Source organism: Oscillibacter sp. PC13 (assembly GCF_900115635.1).
Classification (GTDB): Bacteria; Bacillota; Clostridia; order Oscillospirales; family Oscillospiraceae; genus Oscillibacter.
The window spans coordinates 95235-115391 of the sequence record NZ_FOXE01000007.1; the positions used below are offsets into that span (position 1 = coordinate 95235).

General features: G+C 54.0%; 18 protein-coding genes and 1 other RNA gene. 5 read left to right on the forward strand and 14 right to left on the reverse strand.

Annotated elements, in window-relative coordinates; translation table 11 throughout:
- Nucleotides 1-2: 2 nt before the first annotated feature.
- From BMZ81_RS05795 to BMZ81_RS05825, 7 genes are all read right to left on the reverse strand, one after another.
- Nucleotides 3-851, reverse strand: a complete 849-nt coding sequence (locus BMZ81_RS05795) for an RsiV family protein (RefSeq protein WP_091129705.1) — start codon at nucleotides 849-851, stop codon at nucleotides 3-5.
- Nucleotides 848-1336 carry an RNA polymerase sigma factor gene (locus tag BMZ81_RS05800; RefSeq protein WP_091129707.1) on the reverse strand — a complete coding sequence of 163 codons (489 nt, stop codon included), beginning with the start codon at nucleotides 1334-1336 and terminating at the stop codon, nucleotides 848-850. The genes BMZ81_RS05795 and BMZ81_RS05800 overlap by 4 nt, the downstream gene beginning before the upstream one ends.
- A 123-nt stretch (nucleotides 1337-1459) precedes the next feature.
- The gene (locus BMZ81_RS05805) at nucleotides 1460-2719 is read right to left on the reverse strand and encodes an ABC transporter permease (protein ID WP_091129709.1); all 1260 of its coding nucleotides are present in this window, start codon (nucleotides 2717-2719) and stop codon (nucleotides 1460-1462) included.
- Nucleotides 2716-3453 (reverse strand): ABC transporter ATP-binding protein, encoded by a 738-nt coding sequence (locus BMZ81_RS05810; RefSeq protein ID WP_091129837.1) that lies wholly within the window; start codon nucleotides 3451-3453, stop codon nucleotides 2716-2718. Before BMZ81_RS05810 ends, BMZ81_RS05805 begins: the two co-directional genes overlap by 4 nt.
- 5 nt (nucleotides 3454-3458) lie before the next feature.
- Entirely contained in the window at nucleotides 3459-5096 is a 1638-nt protein-coding gene (locus BMZ81_RS05815) for an efflux RND transporter periplasmic adaptor subunit (protein WP_091129713.1), read from the reverse strand.
- Nucleotides 5097-5098: 2 nt separating this feature from the next.
- Nucleotides 5099-5746: a TetR/AcrR family transcriptional regulator gene (locus BMZ81_RS05820; protein WP_177187215.1), complete on the reverse strand. Its 648-nt coding sequence runs from the start codon at nucleotides 5744-5746 to the stop codon at nucleotides 5099-5101.
- Between the two features lie 190 nt (nucleotides 5747-5936).
- On the reverse strand, nucleotides 5937-6626 hold the full coding sequence (locus BMZ81_RS05825) for a 3'-5' exonuclease (RefSeq protein WP_091129717.1): 690 nt from the start codon (nucleotides 6624-6626) through the stop codon (nucleotides 5937-5939).
- Between the two features lie 167 nt (nucleotides 6627-6793).
- On the opposite strand from BMZ81_RS05825, the gene BMZ81_RS05830 reads away from it, so the two are divergent.
- Entirely contained in the window at nucleotides 6794-7153 is a 360-nt protein-coding gene (locus BMZ81_RS05830; protein WP_091129719.1) for a prenylated flavin chaperone LpdD, read from the forward strand.
- Nucleotides 7154-7272: 119 nt separating this feature from the next.
- On the opposite strand, the gene nifJ is transcribed toward BMZ81_RS05830, so the two are convergent.
- Nucleotides 7273-10791: a pyruvate:ferredoxin (flavodoxin) oxidoreductase gene (gene nifJ / locus BMZ81_RS05835; RefSeq protein WP_091129721.1), complete on the reverse strand. Its 3519-nt coding sequence runs from the start codon at nucleotides 10789-10791 to the stop codon at nucleotides 7273-7275.
- A 264-nt stretch (nucleotides 10792-11055) separates the two neighbouring features.
- On the opposite strand from nifJ, the gene BMZ81_RS05840 reads away from it, so the two are divergent.
- Entirely contained in the window at nucleotides 11056-11853 is a 798-nt protein-coding gene (locus BMZ81_RS05840) for an IclR family transcriptional regulator (protein ID WP_091129724.1), read from the forward strand.
- Between the two features lie 484 nt (nucleotides 11854-12337).
- On the opposite strand, the gene BMZ81_RS05845 is transcribed toward BMZ81_RS05840, so the two are convergent.
- The 6 genes from BMZ81_RS05845 to smpB all read right to left on the reverse strand — a co-directional run bounded on the left by BMZ81_RS05845 (nucleotide 12338) and on the right by smpB (nucleotide 16763).
- The gene (locus BMZ81_RS05845; protein WP_091129726.1) at nucleotides 12338-13180 is read right to left on the reverse strand and encodes a GIY-YIG nuclease family protein; all 843 of its coding nucleotides are present in this window, start codon (nucleotides 13178-13180) and stop codon (nucleotides 12338-12340) included.
- A gap of 630 nt (nucleotides 13181-13810) precedes the next feature.
- Nucleotides 13811-14175: a transfer-messenger RNA gene (gene ssrA, locus BMZ81_RS05850) on the reverse strand.
- 254 nt (nucleotides 14176-14429) lie between these two features.
- A complete protein-coding gene (locus BMZ81_RS05855; protein ID WP_091129728.1) occupies nucleotides 14430-14663 on the reverse strand; it encodes a hypothetical protein in 234 nt (77 codons plus the stop codon).
- 164 nt (nucleotides 14664-14827) lie between these two features.
- Complete coding sequence (locus BMZ81_RS05860; protein WP_091129730.1) at nucleotides 14828-15586, reverse strand: SDR family NAD(P)-dependent oxidoreductase; 759 nt, start codon at nucleotides 15584-15586, stop codon at nucleotides 14828-14830.
- 23 nt (nucleotides 15587-15609) lie between these two features.
- A complete protein-coding gene (locus tag BMZ81_RS05865) occupies nucleotides 15610-16143 on the reverse strand; it encodes a peptidylprolyl isomerase (RefSeq protein ID WP_091129733.1) in 534 nt (177 codons plus the stop codon).
- A gap of 146 nt (nucleotides 16144-16289) precedes the next feature.
- A complete protein-coding gene (gene smpB / locus BMZ81_RS05870) occupies nucleotides 16290-16763 on the reverse strand; it encodes an SsrA-binding protein SmpB (protein ID WP_091129735.1) in 474 nt (157 codons plus the stop codon).
- 158 nt (nucleotides 16764-16921) lie between these two features.
- Here smpB and BMZ81_RS05875 point away from each other — a divergent pair, with 158 nt between their 5' ends.
- From BMZ81_RS05875 to BMZ81_RS05885, 3 genes are all read left to right on the forward strand, one after another.
- Nucleotides 16922-17470, forward strand: a complete 549-nt coding sequence (locus BMZ81_RS05875) for an NUDIX domain-containing protein (RefSeq protein ID WP_091129737.1) — start codon at nucleotides 16922-16924, stop codon at nucleotides 17468-17470.
- Nucleotides 17471-17490: 20 nt separating this feature from the next.
- A complete protein-coding gene (locus tag BMZ81_RS05880) occupies nucleotides 17491-18201 on the forward strand; it encodes a response regulator (protein WP_091129739.1) in 711 nt (236 codons plus the stop codon).
- Between the two features lie 131 nt (nucleotides 18202-18332).
- Nucleotides 18333-20123 carry an ATP-binding protein gene (locus tag BMZ81_RS05885; protein ID WP_091129742.1) on the forward strand — a complete coding sequence of 597 codons (1791 nt, stop codon included), beginning with the start codon at nucleotides 18333-18335 and terminating at the stop codon, nucleotides 20121-20123.
- Nucleotides 20124-20157 lie beyond the last annotated feature (34 nt).

A 20157-nucleotide genomic window follows, 5' to 3' on the forward strand; every position in this document is an offset into this window, starting at 1 on the left:
CTTCATGCTTTTGCAATTTCGAATTCCACAATGCCTGCTGCGCCAGCGGCAATAGAGTATTCCGGGAACACCACAACAGGATTTCCATCCTCATTGATATAGAAGGAGGTTGTCTCATCCACAGTGGTAAAGCCGCCCTCTTCCGGCGCAAAGAAGTAGGTGAAGCCCTCACTGTCCACACTGGCGTCGATCTGTTCCTGGATGGCAGTGTTGCAGATATTCACCCAATCGCTGCCCAGAAGATCCTCCAACGTGATGTTCCGGTTCTCTGCCAGGTCCAGGTTGTAGCAGTACTGCTCCTCCATGGCACTCACCCAACCCTCTGCCAATGTCACGACAAAAGAAACCTGCGTGTCCGTCTGGCTTTTGACCTCGTAATCTACAAAGACATCCATCTCGCGGTCACCCCACTCCTCCTCGGTGCCGCCGGTTGCAAAGAATGCCTCCCGATACGCCTCCCAATCCTGCCGAGCCTTCTCCAAATGGGAATCCACTTTCTCCTGAATGGCTTCGTTCACCTTATCGGCCAGGTTTCCACCAGCCTCTACTTCCGGAACGGACACCTGATAGTTGATACCGTCCTCTGCCGCTTCGTAGTTCCGCACCGTCAGAATCCGGAACAGGCCGCCCAGTACCGGCACATCGGCAGCGGCCGCCGCCACAGTGGGGCTTAAATTCAGGGCTCCAACCGCCACCGCGAGGCAGGCAGCAACAGCCGTGAATCCTCTCCGCCATCTCCGGCGTGCCCAGGCAGCCCGCCCTTGACGGATGCCCGCCTGAACCCGGCCGTCCAGCTCCTCCGGGAGCGGTGTTTCCTCATATTCCTTTTTTGCATCTTTCAATTCGTTCATGCCAAATCTCCTTTCAATTCGATTCGCAGCTTTTTTAAGCCGCTATACAGCCTTGTCTTCACAGTACTCAGATTGCAGCCCGTGACCATACTGATCTCTTTGAGAGACAGTTCCTCATAAAAGCGCAGCTTGATAATGGTCTGTATCTCAGGCGGCAGGGCATTCACCCGCTCTGCCAGCGTTCCGTCGGACGGCAGCGGATCCTCATAGCTGCCGGCATCCAACGCTTCCGGCGGTATTAAGGTCACCAGCTTCCGCCTCCGCAGCACATCAGTACATATATTTATTAAAATGCGGTAAAACCAAGCGCGCATGGCGTCCGGCTCCTGCAGGCTGTCTTGTTTTTCCAGTGCCCTGCAGACAGCGGACTGCACCGCGTCCAGGGCTTCTTCCCTGTTCTTCAGATAGCTGTAGGCCAGACGGTAAAAACGCGTCTGATTTTCCACAAGGAATGTCACGAGCTGTCGCTCCTTCAACTGTGCCACAATGAAGCGTCCTTTCTGTGTGTTCTGTATGATAGACGCAGGGGGAACTTAAAAAGTTTGAATTTTTAAAAATTTTATCGCAAAAAGAAACCGGCAAAGCCGGTTTCTCTTTTGTCTGATGATTCAATCATACCGCAGAGCATCGATGGGATTCAGCTTTGCCGCCTTATTGGCGGGCAGATACCCGAAGAGGATGCCAATTCCAACGCTGACGCCAAAGCTAATGCCGATAGCACCCAGAGTTGGGGTGGCACTGAAGGTAATGCCGCTGGCCCCCAAGCTCTGCACCAGCATTCCGCCGAACAGCGTGCCGATTCCCATGGCCATCAGGCACCCAAACAGAATTCCGATGATACCGCCGATGGCAGAGGTGGTTCCCGCCTCAATGATGAACTGCCGCCGGATGTCCCTCCGTTTGGCTCCCAGGGATTTGCGGATGCCAATCTCCCGCGTCCGCTCCGTGACGGACACCAGCATAATATTCATGATACCGATGCCACCCACCAGCAGGGAAATTGCCGCGATGGCCACCAGCACTGCCATGGCGATACCCATCATGGCATTGATCTGATTCACCTGATCCAGCATGGACTGGACGTAGTACCAGTCAAAAAAGTATTCTCCGTTTTCATCGTGGTAGAACGTCTGAAGAAAGTCCAGCAGCAGGGCCTGGGCCTCCGTCACCGTATCCCTGGAAGTGGCGGTCATCTGGTAGAGCTGGACAACACTGCTGCCGGAGAGCCGCATGGCGTTGGGATAGGGGATAAACACCTGGTCGTCGCCGCTGCCCTCCCGCAGTTCCTCCGAGTTCTGGGCCAGCACACCCACCACCGTGTAGGGGACTCCGCCAATTGAGAGACTCTTTCCCACGGCGTCACCCCCCAGGATTACCTGCTCCACATAGGCTCCTACCACACAGACATCGCTGCGGGTCAGGATGTCTACGTATTGCAGGTATCGTCCCTTTTCCAGCCTGGCTCCATCCAGGGTGGTGCCAGTCCGGGGGCGGTACATATCCTCGCTGACGCCGTAAATGCCAGTCTTCTTGTGCTCCTCGTTGCCGTACCGGACCCCCTGGCCACCGGAAACCCAGGGAGTAATGCCCTCGAATACATCCGGATGGCTGTCAGTAAAGGCATACATTTCCTCCGGCGTGACATTGCTGGTGGTGCCATCGCCCTGGCCCCAGGTATAGGCGTAAATCTGGGTGACGCCCACTTTCTCAACCTGCTGCTCAACCATGCCTGTGAGGCCGTTGCCCAGGGAGATAATAACAATCACTGCTCCAACGCCGATGATGATGCCCAGCATGGTGAGGAAGGCCCGCATTTTGCTGGTTTGCAGGGATTTGATTGCCAGCTTAAATGACTGGGATACGTTCATGCCTCTGCCTCCTCTCCGCTCTCCAGGGGTTGAACCACTGCTTCGGGCGCCCTGGCATCGCCATCATAAACAATTTTACCGTCCTGCAGGCGAATGATGCGCTTGGCCTTCACGGCAATGGAATTGTCATGGGTGATTAGAACCACTGTGTCTCCTTCTGCATTGAGCTTTTGCAAAAAGCTCAATACCTCCCGGCCCGTCCGGGAATCCAGAGCGCCGGTTGGCTCGTCGGCCAGAATCACGGACGGTTCCCCGGCCAACGCCCTTGCAATCGATACCCGCTGCTGCTGGCCGCCGGAGAGCTGGCTGGGCAGGTTCCTCCGTTTGTCCGCCAGTCCCACCCGCTCCAGGGACTGCACGGCCCGCTTGTGCCGCTCCTCGGCGGAAATGCCCCCATATAGCAGGGGCAGCTCCACATTTTCCTGCACCGTCAGCTTTGGAATCAGGTTGTACTGCTGAAAGATAAAGCCCAGCATCTTGTTGCGGATCTCCGCCTGCTGGTCATCGTCCATGGTGGAGACGTCTGTGCCGCCCAGATGATACGTACCGGAGGTGGGCACGTCCAGGCAGCCGATGATGTTCATAGCCGTGGACTTGCCGGATCCAGAGGATCCCACAATCGCCACAAACTCCCCCTGGCTGATGGAAAAGCTGACTCCATCCAGGGCGTGTACCGCCTCCTCGCCCATCTGGTAGATCTTATAGACATCCCTTAATTGGATGAGCTGCTCCAAGACCATCAGCCTCCCATCGCGGCAGTCATGCCGCCGCCGCTCTGGCTCTCCATCAGAACCGTCTCCCCCTCCTCTAAGCCGGAGGTGATCTGGATGTATGCGTCGTCGTTGATGCCCAGCACCACCGCCCGTTCCTCAATTTTGGAGGCATCTGCCACTGTGACGCCGTCCTCCGCCAAGGCACCGGGCTGCGCTACCTGTACCGTATTGCCCCGGCTTACCGCGGCCACGGGCACGCACAGGGCGTTTTCTGCCGTCTCACCCAGAATTCGGGCAGAGACGTTCATCCCAGGCTTCAAATCCCCGTATTCCTGCAGGGTGATGGTGACGGGATAGGTGGTGAAGCCGTTGGTCGTGGTACCGTTGATGCTGACCTTATCCACCGTGCCGGTAAAGCTCTGGCCGGGCAGGGCATCCGCAGTGATCTCAACCATCTGGCCCACCTGCACCTTGCCGATGTTCAGCTCATCCACATTCATCTGCATCTTCAGATAGCTCAGGTCGTAAATTGTGGCCAGAGTGCCGGAAGAGACACCGTCCACCTTATCTCCGGCCTTCAGCTTTTTCTCAATCACTGTGCCGGAGATGGGAGATTTGATGGTATAGTTGTCCAGATTGCTGGCTGCTGTGTTGGCGGACAGTTGGGCGGACTCCAAGTTCAGCTTTGCGCTTTTCAGATTGTCCCGCAGGCTGTCAGAGTCGATGGTGCAAAGTGTCTCCCCTTTGGTCACCGTACTGCCGGAGAGCTTGCCAAAGCCGCTGACCGTACCGGAGCCGCCGGCATAGACAATGGCAGATCCCGCCATTGTCACAGAGGCATTTCCATAGCTGGAATAGCTGCCGATGACAGCGGAGGCCGTAAAGGAATCCGACACAATGCCGGGATTGGTCAGCTTCACCCGGACGGAGCAGGCTTCCATCCCATTGCTGGTGAGTGCAGTGGAATCCGATACGGAGACCACAGTTCCCTGGACGGATCCATCAAAATTGCCGATAAAAATAGTAGCTGGCTGGCCCGCATAGAAAGAGCTGGAGGAGGTATAGGGGAACAGGAAATCGATAGTCAGGTCCTTGCTGGACACGATTTTGCAAAGCTGCGCCCCCATGACAACGCTGTCTCCGTCATGGACATAAACCTCGTTGATGGTGCCGGAGATTGGCGCGGTAGGCTTCATCGCCTCCTGGGCCTGCTGAACCTGCATCCGTGCCTGCTCCATCGAGATGTTGGCCCGGCTGACGGTCTCCTGCGCATCGCTGCTGTCCAGCTTGTAAAGCAGAGCGTCCTTTTCCACCAAATCATCCTCTTCAAAAGGCGCCGTAAGAATCTCGCCGGTCATCAGCGTGGTGACGTTGTAGGCATCCGCCGGTTCCAACGTGGCCGTGCCGGTAACGGAAATGGTTAAATTCCGCAGTTCCGCTGCCACTGGCACATAGCTGGCACCCATGGCGGTACTGGATCCCCCGCCCAAGCGGGAAACGCCTACGGCAATTGCCCCCACAACCGCCAGCGCAAGGACTGCTTTCAGCCAGCGTCGTCCCTTCTTTCCCTTTGGCAATGCTAATTTTTTCACCTTTTTCGACTCAGCAGATACAGACAGTGGCTCTGCCTCCACTTTTCCCTCTTCCATCAATTCCTTGTTCATGGTCAGTTCTCCTTACCTTCATGATTTGACGCACTGGGCAGTTTTTCTTTGCCCATGCCCCGCCGTAAAATTTTCAGAATGTTCTCAAGCCGCTCCCGGGCACCGGGAGCGGCGCCGGCCTGAAGGCCGGCGTACAGCATCGGCGCTGTCACCATCATCAAAACCCCCAGCATGTCTCCCAGATCCCGTTCCTGCCGCAGATCCAGCAGTTCCGGATTCACCAGTTCCCGAAGCCGCCGCAAAACTGCAGCGGAATCCACCATCTCCAGAAGAACATTTTTCTGCATGCCATTGTTCCGGCTGACAATGGCAGACATGGCCCCGATTCCTCCAAGGCCCTGCTCCTGCCGCTTCTCCTGCGTATAGTCATACAGCCGCAGCAGCGCGGCAAACACGTCTCCCTGCTCCCGCAGCAGCGATTCCTCCAGAACCATCAGCAGCTGCTCCATATATCCATGCACCAGGTAGCGGAACAAATCCTCCTTATCGCGAAAATACATGTAAAAGCTGCCCCTTGGAATTCCGGCATCCTGAATGATTTGATTGAGGGAAGCTTCATTGTAGGCCTTTTCAGAAAACTCCCGGGTGGCCGCGTCCAGCAGCCGCTCCTGTTTTTCCGCGGGAAGATTCAAAAATGTTGTGGTCGGCATGCCGTCCATCCTCTCTGTTACGAAATACAGCCGTCCTTTTCTTCAACCGCAGAAAAACTTTACACCTTCCCCCTTGTGGAAGGTCAAGCGTTTTATCAGCACGGCCTTAATATAGTACGACAACCTGTCAGGTATCATACCTGACAGGTTGTCGTATTGCAAGTAGTTTTCGCAACAATTCACAAATTCTTCACAGAGTATCCGCTGACAGCTCATACAGCGGGCGTGTCCGCTGATAGGGCTGCGCCCGGTATGTCACGGAGGAAATTTTCCGTCCGGAGACGCCGTACCGGGCATTGTAGCCGAACAGATCCAGATACTGCAGCAGGTCGTTTTTCTCCGCCGCCATTGCAAAAAGCAGCATTGCTGCGGCCCTGGCGTCATCCACTGCCCGATGGCTGTTGACCGCCTGGTCCTCAAGGCCATATGCCGCAATGGCGTTGCAGAGCTTATGGGGATAGTCCCGCCGGTCCCGGTAAACGGTCAGCGCGTCCAGAAAGCGCGCTGCCTTCAGCACGTCCAGCCGCTGGAAGGGCCGCAGGAAGTAATACAGGAAGTTCAAATCAAACTGAGCGTTGTACGCCACCAGGAGAGGGCGCTCCGCCCCGTCCAGCAAACGGCAGAATTGCCTGCTGGCCTCTTCCTTTTCCACGCCCTCTGCCGCTAGCTGCGCGTCTGTAATGCCGGTCAGCTCTGTAATAAACGGCGGCAATACCCGGCCGTCCGTCAGACGGAGCAGGCAGTTCATGCTGTCCGTTTCTCCCTCCGTGCCCAGGCAGACCGCCCCCAGCTCAATGATCTCGTCCCGGCCGAATTCAATGCCGGTGGTCTCCGTATCAAAGATCACAATACGGTCAAATTGTTCCAACAGATCTTCCATATTCCGTTCTCTCTTTCTCTTGGGTCCAGAATCCCGACCAGCGGAAATTTATTGATTCTATCATACCAAGAAAATCTCTCCGTCACAAGGCTGCTGTCTCTGCTGTCTTGCCTGATTGTCAATTTTGCTGTACAATGAATTTATTTTCAGGTAAAAGGAGCTTCACGATGGCGGAATTGCAATGGACCATCACAGCCGGACAGCCGCCTTATGCTGTTTGGATGCGTGTGACGCAAACCCACGAAAGTGTTTTGGCCGAGCTGTATGGCGGTACCCGTCCCCATCTGGGTGCTTGGGCCGCAGTCGGGCCGGAGGCGCAGGTGCATTCCGGGGCTTTCGGAAACCACAAAGAGCTTCCACTTGCTCAGGATGCTGCTCAAATGCTTTTGCAGGCCTCCGGCTGCAATGTGGTTGTGGTGGCTGGAATTCATGTGGACAATGCCACCCACGGGGATATTGATCTGCTCTGCGCAAATGCGGCCGATGTGATCCATCGTGCCGCCAGCCGTCTGGCAGACGGCTCCTGAACCTGAGCTTCCTCCGTGAATAACGGCAGCAGCCCGCGGCACATCACCGCGGGCTGCTGCCGTTATGGATAAAGATAGAGGATCACAAAATAAAGAGGTGGGAAACCGTCCTATGCGGCTTAGCCTCGGGCCAGCTTCAGGTAAGACTCGGTCCGCTCTTTGGCATCCTGTTCTGCCTTGGCAAAGAGTGCCTCCGCTGTCTCCGGGAACTTCCGCAGCAAGGAGGAATACCGTACCTCACCCATCAGGAATTCCCGGAAGTCTGCCGTAGGCTCCTTAGAATCCAGGCTGAAGGGATTCTTTCCCTCCGCCCGCAGAGTGGGATTGTACCGATAGCAGTGCCAGTAGCCAGCCTCCACGGCCGCCTTGGCCCGGTTTTGGGTGTTGCTCATGCCGCCCTTGATGCCGTGGTTGATGCAGGGGGCGTAGGCAATGATAATAGAGGGCCCGTCGTAAGCCTCTGCCTCGCGAATCGCCGTCAGAGTCTGCTGGGGATCATAGCCCATGGCCACCTGGGCCACATACACGTAGCCGTAGCTCATGCACATCATGCCCAGATCCTTTTTCTTGGTCTTCTTGCCGGCTGCGGCAAACTGTGCCACAGCAGCAGTGGGCGTCGCTTTGGAGGACTGTCCGCCGGTGTTGGAGTACACCTCGGTATCCACGCAGATGATATTCACATTCTCCCCGGAGGCCACCACGTGGTCCAGGCCGCTGTAACCAATATCGTAAGCCCAGCCGTCGCCGCCCACAATCCACTGAGAGGTCTTGGGCAGATAATCCTTGCGCTCATAGATGGACTTCATGGGTTCCTCAGAAACCCCCGCCTGCTCCAGAGCAGCGATCAGACGGTCTGCCCGCTGCCGGGTGCCCTCGCCCTCTTCAAAGTGGGCTGCCCAGTCTTGGGCCGCGGCTTTCAGTTCCCCTTCAGGTGCGGCAACGACCAATGTCTCCACCTGGGTCTTCAGCCATTTCCGGACGGCGTTGGAACCAACCAGCATGCCGAAGCCGTACTCGGCGGTGTCCTCAAACAGGCCGCTGGCCCAGGCCACGCCCTGGCCCTTTTCATTGGTGCAGAAGGGAATTTCCGGAGAACCGCCCCAGATATGGGTGCAGCCAGCGGAGTTGGCGATCCGCATGTGGTCGCCGTAGAGCTGGGTGATGAGCTTGATGTAAGGTGTCTCGCCGCAGCCGGCGCAGGCGCCGGAGAATTCCAGATAGGGCTTGAGGAACTGGCTTCCCTTGACGGTGGCCTTCTGGGCCGGCGTAACCGTTTTGGCGGTGACATGCTTGAGGGTGTATTCCCACGCCTCGTCCATCGCCTCCTTGCGGGGGGCAAAAGCCTCCATGGTGAGTGCCTTTGCAGGACAGGCCTTCACACACACGCCGCAGCCGGTGCAGTCCATGCCAGAGATGGCCAGATGATACTGCAGCTCCGCCTGGCCGTTGGCCTTTTTCATGGCATAGTCAGCCGGGGCGCCGGCGGCCTCCTCCGTATTCAGCAGTGTCGGACGGATCACCGCATGAGAGCACATGACGGAGCAGCGGTTGCACTGAACGCACTTGGCCGCATCCCAAGCGGGCACATCGATGGCGATGCCGCGCTTTTCATACTGGGTATAGCCGGGCTCCCAGCTGCCGTCCTCGTGGCCGTTAAAGGCACTGACCGGCAGATCGTTGCCCTCCTGGCGGCCCATCTTGAAGAGCACGTCCTTGAAAAACTTAGGCACTTCCTGCTTATCGGCGGCGGGAGCATCCTCAGCGGTGGCCCAGGCCTCCGGCACATCGATCTTCTGCAGCCGGGCGATGCCTTGGTCGATGGCGGCATTGTTCATGTCCACAACATCCTGGCCCTTGGCGCCGTATGTCTTTTCCACCTGCTCCTTCAGATACTGAACGGCATCGTCCAGCGGCAGGATCTTGGACAGAGCAAAGAAGCCCGCCTGCATAACCATATTGATACGGCCGCCAAGCCCAATCTTCTTGGCAATGTCCACAGCGTCCAGGGTATAGAAATCAGCCTTTTTCTCCGCAATGCGGCGCTTGAGAGAGGCGGGCAGGTTTTTCTCCAGCTCCTCGCCCTTCCAGATGGTGTTCAGCAGGAAGGTTCCGCCCTCCTTCAAATCGCCGATCAGATCATACTTGTCCACATAGGCCTGGTTATGGCAGGCAATGAAGTTGGCAGCCTTGATCTGATAGGAACCCTTGATTTCCTTGGGGCCAAAGCGCAGATGCGAGATGGTAACGCCGCCGGACTTCTTTGCGTCATAGGCGAAATAGGCCTGCACGTTGTAGTCCGTGTGGTCGCCGATGATCTTCACGGCGGACTTGTTGGCTCCCACCGTGCCGTCAGAGCCCAGACCCCAGAATTTACAAGAGAAGTTGCCCTCCGGCGTGGAGTCAAAGTTCTCCGGATACACCGGCAGGGAATGGTGTGTCACATCGTCCACAATGGAAACGGTAAAGCCGTTCTTGGGCGCGTCCGCATGGAGATTGGCATAGACAGCCATAACGTCCATAGGAGTAAAGTCCTTGGAGCCCAGGCCATAGCGTCCGCCTACAATCAGGGGATGGCGGTCACTGTCTGCAAACACGTTCTTCACGTCCAGATAGAGAGGCTCTCCCAGAGATCCGGGCTCCTTGGTGCGATCCAGTACGGCAATGCGCTTGGCGGTGACGGGTACGGCCTCCAGCAGCTTCTCTGCGGAGAAGGGGCGGTACAGGTGCACCTCCACCAGGCCCAGCTTCTTTCCCCGGGCATTCCAGAAATCCATGGTCTCCCGCACCACACCGCAGGCGGAACCCATGGCAATGATGACATCCTCGGCGTCTTCGGCTCCGTAGTAGTTGAAGAGCTTATAATTCGTTCCGGCAATGGCGTTGATTTTGTCCATGTACGCTTCCACAATACCGGGAACCGCCTCATAGTACTTGTTTACAGACTCCCGGGTCTGGAAAAACACATCCGGGTTCTCCGCAGATCCCCTGGACTTGGGATGATCCGGATTCAGTGCATTGTCCCGGAAGGCCTTCAGCGCCTCCCAATCCACCAGCTCCCGCAAATCCTCGTAATCGATCAACTGAATCTTCTGATATTCATGGCTGGTGCGGAAACCGTCGAAGAAATGCAGTACAGGAACTCTGCTTTGAATCGCCGCCAAATGCGCCACACAGGCGAGATGGTGCGCCTGCTGTACGGTACTGCCCGCCAACAGTGTAAAGCCGGTATTCCGGCAGGTCATGACATCCTGGTGGTCGCCGTAAATAGACAGTGCATTGGAAGCCAGAGCCCGGGCACTAACGTGGAACACACCGGGCAGCAGTTCGCCTGCAATTTTATACATATTGGGCAGCATCAGCATCAAGCCCTGGGAAGCCGTATAGGTAGACGCCAGTGCGCCGCCCTGCAGAGCTCCGTGGATGGCACCTGCGGCGCCGCCCTCGTGCTGCATCTCCCGAACCTCTACGGTCTGTCCAAAGATATTTTTTCTGCCATTGGCACTCCAGACATCCACCATCTCCGCCATCACCGAGGAAGGTGTGATGGGATAAATGGTCGCTACCTCCGTAAATGCATAGGAGGCATAAGCGGCGGCAGTGTTGCCGTCCATGGTCGCCGTCTTCAACTGCTTCTTCATATTCCCCTCCGATTAATTCTATAATATAGTACTATGTCCTATAATATAGGCATTATAACATTTCACATTTCCGAACGCAATAGTCACATACCACGAATTCCACGATATTTCTTTGGTGATTTTCCTCTGTCCTTCCTTTTTGGATTTTGGACAATCCCTTGACTTTCCGCCAATTTTTGATTACTCTTTTGTAAAGATACCCCTGTACGCCGGGCACCCAGTCTTTTCCGGCCGCATCAATTCATTCTGGAAAGGAATCAAATTATGGCTGAAGAGACAATGAAAGGCCCCATCCAATCAGTCTCCCGTGCGGCAGCAATTCTCCGTTGCTTTTATGACCATCAGGAGCTCGGACTGCAGGAAATCTGCGAGATGGTGGGGCTTCACAAAAGTACCACCTCCACGCTGGTGACCACTTTAAAAAATGAACAGTTGCTGGAGCAGGATCCCTCCACCAGCAAATACCGCCTTGGGATGGGCTCCTTCATTTTAGGATCCAGTACCCAGATCAATCTTCGCACGTTGACCCTTCCCTACCTCTCCTCCCTGAATGCACGGTTTTTGGAAACTGTCAACCTTGCCGCTCCTATGGATACCGATATCATTTATATTAATAAGATTGAAAGCGACTATTCCATGCGGACCTGTACCCGTATTGGGCAAAGGCTCCCTTTTTATTGTACCGCCAACGGGAAGGCCATTTTTGCTTACTATCCGGAAGAAACACTTCAGCCGCTTTTAGAGCATCTGGTCATCCGTCGTTTTTCCAGCGGTACTGTCGCCAACGCGGAAGTCCTCCTCCGGGAGTTGGGCTCTGTGAAAGAGCGCGGATATGCCTGCGACAACGAGGAGTTGGAGCAGGGTCTCTGCTGTTACGCGGCGCCTATTTTTGACTGCTCCGGCGCCCCTGCCGCCGCCATCAGTGTTTCCGGTCCTGTCGGCAGACTGCAGGGGCATGTGCGCGATGAAATCATCAGCGAGCTAAAGCGCTGTGCAGGAGAGATTTCTCATATTCTGTCCCAAACAAATTACATGGCGGTCAATCACCTTTCATCCCTGTAATTTTTATTCGGTACGTCAAGTGCCTCCCTACTCCGGATCCTGAATAACTTCCAACGTTAAAATCCGCGAAAACAATACCCATGAAAATACCACATTGGATTTCAAAATTGTTTGCCGGTCTTCTCTCCCAGGAGGGATACGCAGATTTTACGGCAGCGCAGAGGGATAAACAGCGTTTACAGGCTGTAAGAATCGCCAGAACAAACATCCGTCAGAATCGCAAAGAGAGCGGCCAAGGCTTTAAAACCCAGGCCGCTCTTTTTTCATCTAAAACTATTTGCAGGAATTGTATGAACCGCCGTTTTCCAGACAGCCTCATTCCCACGCCGTTATGATGACCCAAATCTTTTTCATAGCTTACGCATCCATAAGTAAACTTCTTATTTGTCCCCGCCAAACACAATGTCAGGAAATATCTCCGTCAGGCTTTTCCCATCGAAGAACGTAGCACCAAATACATCAATGTAAGGCAGCTTTTTACAAATTAATTATCATTCAATCCAAACGGAATTGACCACAGTTTTTTCTTATAGAGCTGCTCATATTCCAGCACCTCATGTCTATCCCGTTTAATGGGGAACACCTCCAGAATAGAATATTGGAAGTTATTGCAATACTCAGCGTCGGCAGCGATAAGCTCCGCAAGGCGCTTGTTGCCGCCGTGTTTTGTCCGGGCGTACTCACTCCAGCGGCCCCAGATACCCCCCTGTTCTCCACTGGCGGAACCGACATAGTGCTTACCCGTTTTCGTATCAGTAATGAGATATACCCCGGCTACGGCAGACAGCTTTTCTTCCCACTCCTTGTATGCCGCTTTGTTATAGATAATTTTGCGGAGTGCCTCAAAGGAGAGCAATACCTTGTCATAACTGGTAAAGCTGATTTCAGATACGGCGGGGCGGATAGCCAGCACTTCTTTCTCCGTTGTTCCGTTCTGGCACCAATTGATAGCCCCTTTGCCCCAGTCAATCACAAGGCGGTCCTTCAAATCCGCAAGGAGGTCTGTCCTGGTCAATTCAAAGATGGCAGACTCAGAAGTCATACCGCTGTCCGGTGTGAAATCCTTGGGAAGTTTGGCTCTATCGTAGGGAGTAAAACTGCCCACCTGATAACAACCCTGAAAAACGCCGTTTGTCCCTTCCGTTCCCAAGAAACTGATGACCATATTGCAGTTTTTGAAGCGGGTGGGGGCTTGAATAGACTGGTAAATTTCCAAATACCCATGTGCGTAATTTTCTGCCACCACTTCATTTGTCAAATTGTGACGGATGAGCTTTGTCCGTTCAAGATTGACTCCTTTTCCAACCAGTAATTCTTGAAGTTTCATAGGTGCCCTCTTTTCCGTTGTTGATAGGAGGTATCGCCTCCATCTTAAATCATTTTCTCACTACGCGCAATAATACAAGTGTAAAATGGCCTGTACATCACACACGAATCATCTATAAAAAATGCAGCGTATCTGTTCTACATGATGCATAGCAAAAATACTATAAAGTCACTGAACGCAAAGGGAAACCTCCTATTCTGATAAGTTTAAGAATTTGAGATTTTTTACGTCGCTACACTGTAGATTCTATCTTCTGACAGCCGCGCTGAGTAGCGCGGTAATTGGATCGAAGCGGAGAATTGTTATAGGAGGGATTCATTTCCGCCGTTAAATCATTGAATGGTATGGGGTCCGCTCCGCTGGGCCGAAGTCCAATAAAAATACCACGACTTCTGTCGTGGTATTTTTATTGGCGGAATATGGCGTTCCAAATCCGAACCCACCTTGTTCGGATTTGCACTCATTGGAACAGGCGAACGCTTTTGAGGGCACTTCCTCGGATATGCTCCCAAACCCAAAGCGCACCCCAGTGCAGGCGGTTGCGATTCGGGAAGGAGGAAGAGCAGCAGAATGAGCGCACTCTGACTTATAAAATAAGTCGGAGCAAGCGATATGACGCTTGCTCCGACGTGGTGGAGGTGGCGGGAGTTGAACCCGCGTCCGAAAGCACTTTAACGGGACTTTCTCCGGGCGCAGACGATTATTATGAGAGTCTTCCTCCCTGTTCCCCTTCCAGACGGCAAACCGTCACGCCGTCAGGTCAGGTGAGCTTCATGATGTGTGGTGCAGGCAAAGCTTACTGCGCTCACATTTACCGCTAAACGACGCCCTTCTCAGCTCGCGGTCCTTCCGAGTCGGACGGCTGCCTTTAATCAGGCAGCAATAGCAACAGTGTTGTTGTTATTTAATTTATAAAAGTTGCCCGTTTTATGGCGGTCAGGCACCGCCGCCCGCTGGTCCCGTCTCCATACCCCCGTCGAAACCGGTACACCCCCCTATTGTTGACACAGACTCCATACCATTCCCTTCTGCCTTTGGCAAAAGCAACGGTATGTTGCTGTATCTCCTCTTCCAATCGCAGGTATTACCAATCCGCAATCAGATGATGGGGGAACCCCGTCCGCAGAGAGCTCTGCAGGATTACTGAATCTTACTATAACATATCCCCATCTGAAATTCCATTACAATTCCGTTACAGAGCAGAAGTTTCTCCACCACCAGCTGTTTTTATTCTCTCTTTTGGAAAAGCCTATCCGTGGCACAGTTTTGTAATGCAGGTAGCACTGATTTGCGGCGGGATGCTTTTGGTCATGGCTCCGCTGTACTGGATACACACAAGATCGCCCGGGCAAAAGCAGCAAGCGTTTTCCGCATGTACCACAATTCTCCGGCAGGCACAGCAGTCGCAAACCAACAGGCAATCGCACTGGACTCTGAGAACCCTGGCGCGTATTGTGGCAGGGGTAGTGATGGTATCTTCCATGATATCTTCCTCCAATCATATCCGTCCTTGCATTCTATGCCGCCGTTTCCTGTTGTGTGTCTCAAAAAAGTCTGTTGAATGAAAACCATTTCCAGATGCTCCATATTGCCCCTGCCGCTGTAAAAAGCCGGCCCCATTCAGGGCCGGCTTTTTCAGACTTCCAATCAAGTTTTTGTCAGCTTCACCATGAGCTTCACAGGCGTTACCTTGGCAAGAAGGCGGTAAAATTTATAGAAAAGCCTTGGCGTATAAATGGTACGCCCCGCCCTTGCCGCCCGCAGGGCGCCGCCGGCCACCCGTACCTGGTCGCAATACGGAAGCATTGCAAACACGGAGGAATTGCCGGTAATACCGCCCACCTCTAAAAATTCCGTCTTCATCGGGCCGGGACACACCGCTGTGACGGCAATTCCCTTTTTTCGCACTTCCTCGGAGAGCCCTACTGTAAAGGCAGAGACATATGCCTTGCTGGCCGAATAAACCGTCATGCGCGGATTTGGGCAAAATGCAGCGATGGAGGATACATTTAAAATCCGGCCTCCGCTGCCCATAAAGGGAAGTACCATGTTGGTAACAGCGGTCAGCGCCCGCAAGTTCAGATCAATCATATGGGTCTGCGTGGAGGTCTCCACCTCGCCCAGATTTCCAAGGTAACCGCAGCCGGCATTGTTAATCAACAGCACAACATCCGGTTTTTCTGCCATCAGCTTCCCTTGAAGTGCGGAAAAGCCCATGGGATCACACAGATCCAGCGACATACAGTCCACCGATAGATCCGGCAAAGATTCGGCAATTTTTTCCAGTCGTTCTCTTCGGCGGGCAATGAGCCAAATTCGCTCCACCTCCGGGAACACATCCGCCAACTGGCGGACAAATTCGCGTCCAAGCCCGGAGGATGCACCCGTGATAATGGCAGTCTTCATCAAACCGCCTCCTTATTCGTTGCTTATCGCGTGGCGGGCTCCGGATAATCCACGCCTTGGGTGTCAATCCGAACGGACTGGATCACTACCGGAGTCTTGGGCTTGTCGTTCATCATGTTCCGCTGCACACGGGAGATGTCGATGGCAACCTCTGTTCCTTCGGTGATCTGGCCAAAGGCAGCATACTGGCCGTCCAAGTGTGGTGCCGGAGCCACCATCACAAAAAACTGGCTGCCAGCGGAATCCGGATGCATGGCCCGCGCCATAGACAACACGCCGGTGGTGTGCTTCAAATCATTCTGGGCAAAGCCGTTGCCAGAGAATTCACCCTTGATTTCATAGCCGGGGCCTCCCATGCCGGTGCCGTCCGGGCAACCGCCCTGGATCATGAAGCCTGGAATGACCCGGTGGAAAATCAGGCCGTCGTAAAAGCCCTTGTTTGCCAAGGAGATAAAATTGTTCACGGTGTTGGGAGCCTTCTCCGGATAAAGCTCCCCTTTCATGATTCTGCCATCCTCCATGGTAATGGTGACAATGGGATTTTTTACTTCAGACATTTTGTTTCGTTCCTTTCTTCCGGGCTGTGCCGCCCTCATCTAAATTTTACTGCCTTTATTCATTTTGCCAAACATGCACGATATCCGTCCGTCTCCGGACAATTCCGCACCTTTCCGTCGCGGCTGCAGCGTAGCATCCCGTTTCATCAGCGATTCCGCTCCCGCATCGTGCGGTCCATCTCCCGTTTTGCGTCCCGCTGCGCGGCCGCCTCCCGCTTATCATAATTTTTCTTGCCCTTACAGAGGCCTATTTCCAACTTGACCCGGGCATCCTTGAAGTATACGGACAAGGGCACCAGCGTATAGCCATCCTGCTTGATGAGGTCATGGAGCTTTCGGATTTCCCGCTTGTGCATCAAAAGCCGCCGTGTCCGTACTGGATCCCGGTTGAAAATGTTGCCTTTTTCATAAGGGGAGATATGCATGCCATGGACCAGCAATTCCCCATCCTTCACCGTGCAGTAAGCATCCTTCAGGTTCAGCGTACCCGCGCGGATGGATTTGACCTCCGTGCCAAACAGCTCAATGCCAGCCTCATACCGCTCCTCCACGAAGTAGTCGTGAAATGCCTTGCGGTTCTGAGCCGCGATTTTAATTCCCTTCCTCTCCGTGGGACTCACCTCATTTCCTTCTTTCAAAAAGTTGATTCAGTATACCATAGTTCCGCCCATTCTTCAAGAGAAAGAACAGCCTTGGCATTTTTCATACGCCGTGATATAATAATTTGATATGGTAGGCTAACCTGATTTTTCAGGAATCAAACGCGAGGTGCTGTAAAATGAATGATCCCTTGGATCTCACGGAGAAAACCCTTTCCCGTGAGGAAAAATACACCGGTAAGTTTCTCAGTGTCCATGTAGACCAAGTGGAACTGCCCAATGGCCACACATCCTTTCGCGAGGTCGTTGAGCATGTGGACGGCGTGGCCATTGTACCCCTGGACGATCGGAACAATGTGCTGGCAGTCACACAATACCGCTATGTTTTCGGGAAGACGCTACTGGAGATTCCCGCTGGAAAGCTGGACGGAGGAGAGGATCCCGTTACCGGTGCCCTGCGGGAGCTGAAGGAGGAGACGGGAGCGGTTCCCGACACATTGCTGCCCATGGGAAAAATTCTTCCAGCCCCCGGTTGTTACGGCGAAACGCTGTATCTTTTTCTGGCCAGAGGCCTGCATATCGGCGAGCAGCAGCCAGATGCGGATGAATTTTTGCGCCTGGAGCGTATTCCCTTTGACGAGATGGTTCATCGCATTATGAATGGCGAGATCGACGATGCTAAAACCGTAGCTGCTGTTCTGAAAGCGAAAATTCTACTGGATTTGTAATAACAAACGGAGGTTTCTTCATGAACAGTCAAAAAACTGTTTTGATCGTGGAAGACGAGAAGAACATTGTGGATATTTTACGGTTTAATCTCCAGCGGGAGGGATATCAGACCTGTGAGGCTTATGACGGAGAAGACGGCCTCTCTGCCGCCGTATCCTCTAAGCCGGATCTGATCCTTCTGGATGTCATGCTGCCAAAGATGAACGGTTTTGATGTGTGCCGCCGTCTGCGGGAACAAGGGGACAATGTGCCGGTCATCATCCTCACCGCTCGGGAAGAAGAAGCGGACAAGGTTTTGGGATTGGAAATCGGCGCGGATGACTATATCACCAAGCCGTTTTCCATGCGGGAGCTCATTGCCCGGGTCGGTGCCAACATCCGCCGCACCGCTATGACGCCTCCCGCCGCCTCCGCAGCCGCAGCTTCCGCCATGCCTGTGTCAGGGGATTTGTCCATCAATACGGACAGTCACCAAGTCTTCCGGGCCGGAAAAGCCATCGATCTGACCCAGCGCGAGTATGAGTTGCTCACCTTTCTGGCCAGCCATCCCAACAAGGTATACTCCCGTATTGATCTGATGGAGCAGGTGTGGAACTACGGCTATGTAGGGGATGATGTGCGCACCGTGGATGTAACGGTGCGTCGGCTGCGCGAAAAAATTGAGGTTGATCCAGCCAACCCGGTCTATATTCTGACCCGGCGGGGTGCAGGTTATTATTTTGCAGTATAAAGCGGCGTCCGTTTATTTTCCCCTTCCGGCTGTACAAGCAGTGGCCGATGCTGCCCAAAGCAGCTCACAGTTCCTGCTCCCGCACACAGGGTTCGAATCGCCGTTCCAACTTTCCTGAAAGAAGGTGCCTCATGTTCCGAAGTCTGCATATGAAGCTGATGCTGATATTGCTGCTGCTGATCACATCATTGATGGCTGTGGTGGGCGCCTTTTTGACCACCAGTGTCTCCAGCTTTTATATTGAAACCTTTTATCAGCAGATGAATACGGTATTTGGCCAAGAAAATGCAGATTTCGTTTACACCCTCCGGGAAGAAGCGGGTCAGCCGGATGCGGTAAGCCGGATGGAGGAGATGCTGAAAGCCAATACCGGCAAGCTTGGAATTGATTACAACACCCGGAACTACTTTATTCTGGACGGAGGAACCGGCGATTACATCGTTGGATCTACAGATGCGTCTCAGTTGCCGCGGGATCCATCTGCCAATCTTTTAACTGCCCGGAACGCCATTGTCCAAAAAGATGCAGCCACGGCAGGAGATCACAGCGATATCACTGCAAATTACATGGATGTAGCCATTCCCATCTTCAATGGTGACAGCTCCTACATCATTTATATTCTCGACACCAAGGATACGGTATCCGGTCTGAACTCCCAGCTTTTTCTAATCATTATGCAGGCCCTGGTCATCGGTCTTTTGATTTCTGTATTGTTGAGCTTTCTTCTGTCAAAAACCATGGTTGGCCCCATTGAAAAGCTGACAGCAGGTGCGGAGAAAGTTGCCTCCGGAGACTTTGACAGTGAACTGCCGGTAGAGTCTACGGACGAGATCGGCATTCTAACCGGAACCTTCAATGAGATGGCAGGTGTTTTGCACCGTACACTGGCTGCCATGGAAAACGAGCGCAATAAATTGGACACCCTGTTTCTCCATATGACAGACGGGGTGGTGGCTTTCGATCACCAGGGTCATTTGATTCACTGCAATCCAGCCGCCAATACCATGCTGCAGCGAACAGTGGATGAGAACTGTTCCTATGGCGAGCTGTTCGGAACAGTTTATCCCTTTGAGCAGATGCTGGCCCTGCAGCGCCCCAATTATGCCGAGGGCGAAATGATGGTCGGTGAGCGGACACTGGAGCTGTATCTGGCCCCTTTTTCCGATCAGGTCAGCGGCGGTGTATTGATCGTACTGCACGACGTGACAGAACAGCACCGTAACGAAGAGCGCAGAAAGGAATTTGTGGCCAATGTATCCCATGAGCTGCGCACCCCACTCACCAATGTCCGCAGCTATGCGGAAACTCTGTTGGATTCGGGCGGGGATCTCCCGCAGGAGACAGCCGGCAGCTTTCTGGGCATTATCATCAACGAAACGGACAGAATGACCCACATCGTTCAGGATTTGCTGACGCTCTCCCGTCTGGATGCGGGGAATGCAGAATTGACGTTGTCCCGTTTTTCCTTTGGTGCGGCAATTGAAAGTGTGTTTCAGGCCAATGCACTGGAAGCCAAGCGCCACAGCCACAGTCTGACCTGCGGGCCGCTGGATAACCTCCCGTTAATTGTCGGCGACCGCAGCCGTTTGGAACAGGTCATGATGAATGTTTTAGGCAATGCCATCAAATATACCCCGGACGGCGGTCATATTCACATCACTGCCGGTTCCATGGAAGCCTCTGTTTGGATGGAGGTGGCAGACGACGGCATCGGGATTCCCGAAGAGGATCAGGAGCGGATCTTTGACCGGTTTTACCGGGTGGATAAGGCCCGTTCCCGCGAGTCCGGCGGAACCGGCTTAGGTCTTTCGATTGCAAAAGAAATTGTCCAGCGGCACAATGGCACCATCCGTTTGGTCCATCATGAGGGGCCGGGTACCACCATCCGCCTGACTCTGCCCATCGGCGGCCCCGCGTCATAAAAACTGCCTTTTCTCCCTCAGAAGTTTTTGTATG

Bases quoted from the DNA above. Each gene is read 5' to 3' on its own strand.
- BMZ81_RS05795 (WP_091129705.1), bottom strand. From the start codon at position 851: ATGAACGAATTGAAAGATGCAAAAAAGGAATATGAGGAAACACCGCTC.
- BMZ81_RS05805 (WP_091129709.1), bottom strand. From the start codon at position 2,719: ATGAACGTATCCCAGTCATTTAAGCTGGCAATCAAATCCCTGCAAACC.
- BMZ81_RS05815 (WP_091129713.1), bottom strand. From the start codon at position 5,096: ATGAACAAGGAATTGATGGAAGAGGGAAAAGTGGAGGCAGAGCCACTG.
- BMZ81_RS05820 (WP_177187215.1), bottom strand. From the start codon at position 5,746: ATGCCGACCACAACATTTTTGAATCTTCCCGCGGAAAAACAGGAGCGG.
- BMZ81_RS05825 (WP_091129717.1), bottom strand. From the start codon at position 6,626: ATGGAAGATCTGTTGGAACAATTTGACCGTATTGTGATCTTTGATACG.
- BMZ81_RS05830 (WP_091129719.1), top strand. From the start codon at position 6,794: ATGGCGGAATTGCAATGGACCATCACAGCCGGACAGCCGCCTTATGCT.
- nifJ (WP_091129721.1), bottom strand. From the start codon at position 10,791: ATGAAGAAGCAGTTGAAGACGGCGACCATGGACGGCAACACTGCCGCC.
- BMZ81_RS05840 (WP_091129724.1), top strand. From the start codon at position 11,056: ATGGCTGAAGAGACAATGAAAGGCCCCATCCAATCAGTCTCCCGTGCG.
- BMZ81_RS05845 (WP_091129726.1), bottom strand. From the start codon at position 13,180: ATGAAACTTCAAGAATTACTGGTTGGAAAAGGAGTCAATCTTGAACGG.
- BMZ81_RS05855 (WP_091129728.1), bottom strand. From the start codon at position 14,663: ATGGAAGATACCATCACTACCCCTGCCACAATACGCGCCAGGGTTCTC.
- BMZ81_RS05860 (WP_091129730.1), bottom strand. From the start codon at position 15,586: ATGAAGACTGCCATTATCACGGGTGCATCCTCCGGGCTTGGACGCGAA.
- BMZ81_RS05865 (WP_091129733.1), bottom strand. From the start codon at position 16,143: ATGTCTGAAGTAAAAAATCCCATTGTCACCATTACCATGGAGGATGGC.
- BMZ81_RS05875 (WP_091129737.1), top strand. From the start codon at position 16,922: ATGAATGATCCCTTGGATCTCACGGAGAAAACCCTTTCCCGTGAGGAA.
- BMZ81_RS05880 (WP_091129739.1), top strand. From the start codon at position 17,491: ATGAACAGTCAAAAAACTGTTTTGATCGTGGAAGACGAGAAGAACATT.
- BMZ81_RS05885 (WP_091129742.1), top strand. From the start codon at position 18,333: ATGTTCCGAAGTCTGCATATGAAGCTGATGCTGATATTGCTGCTGCTG.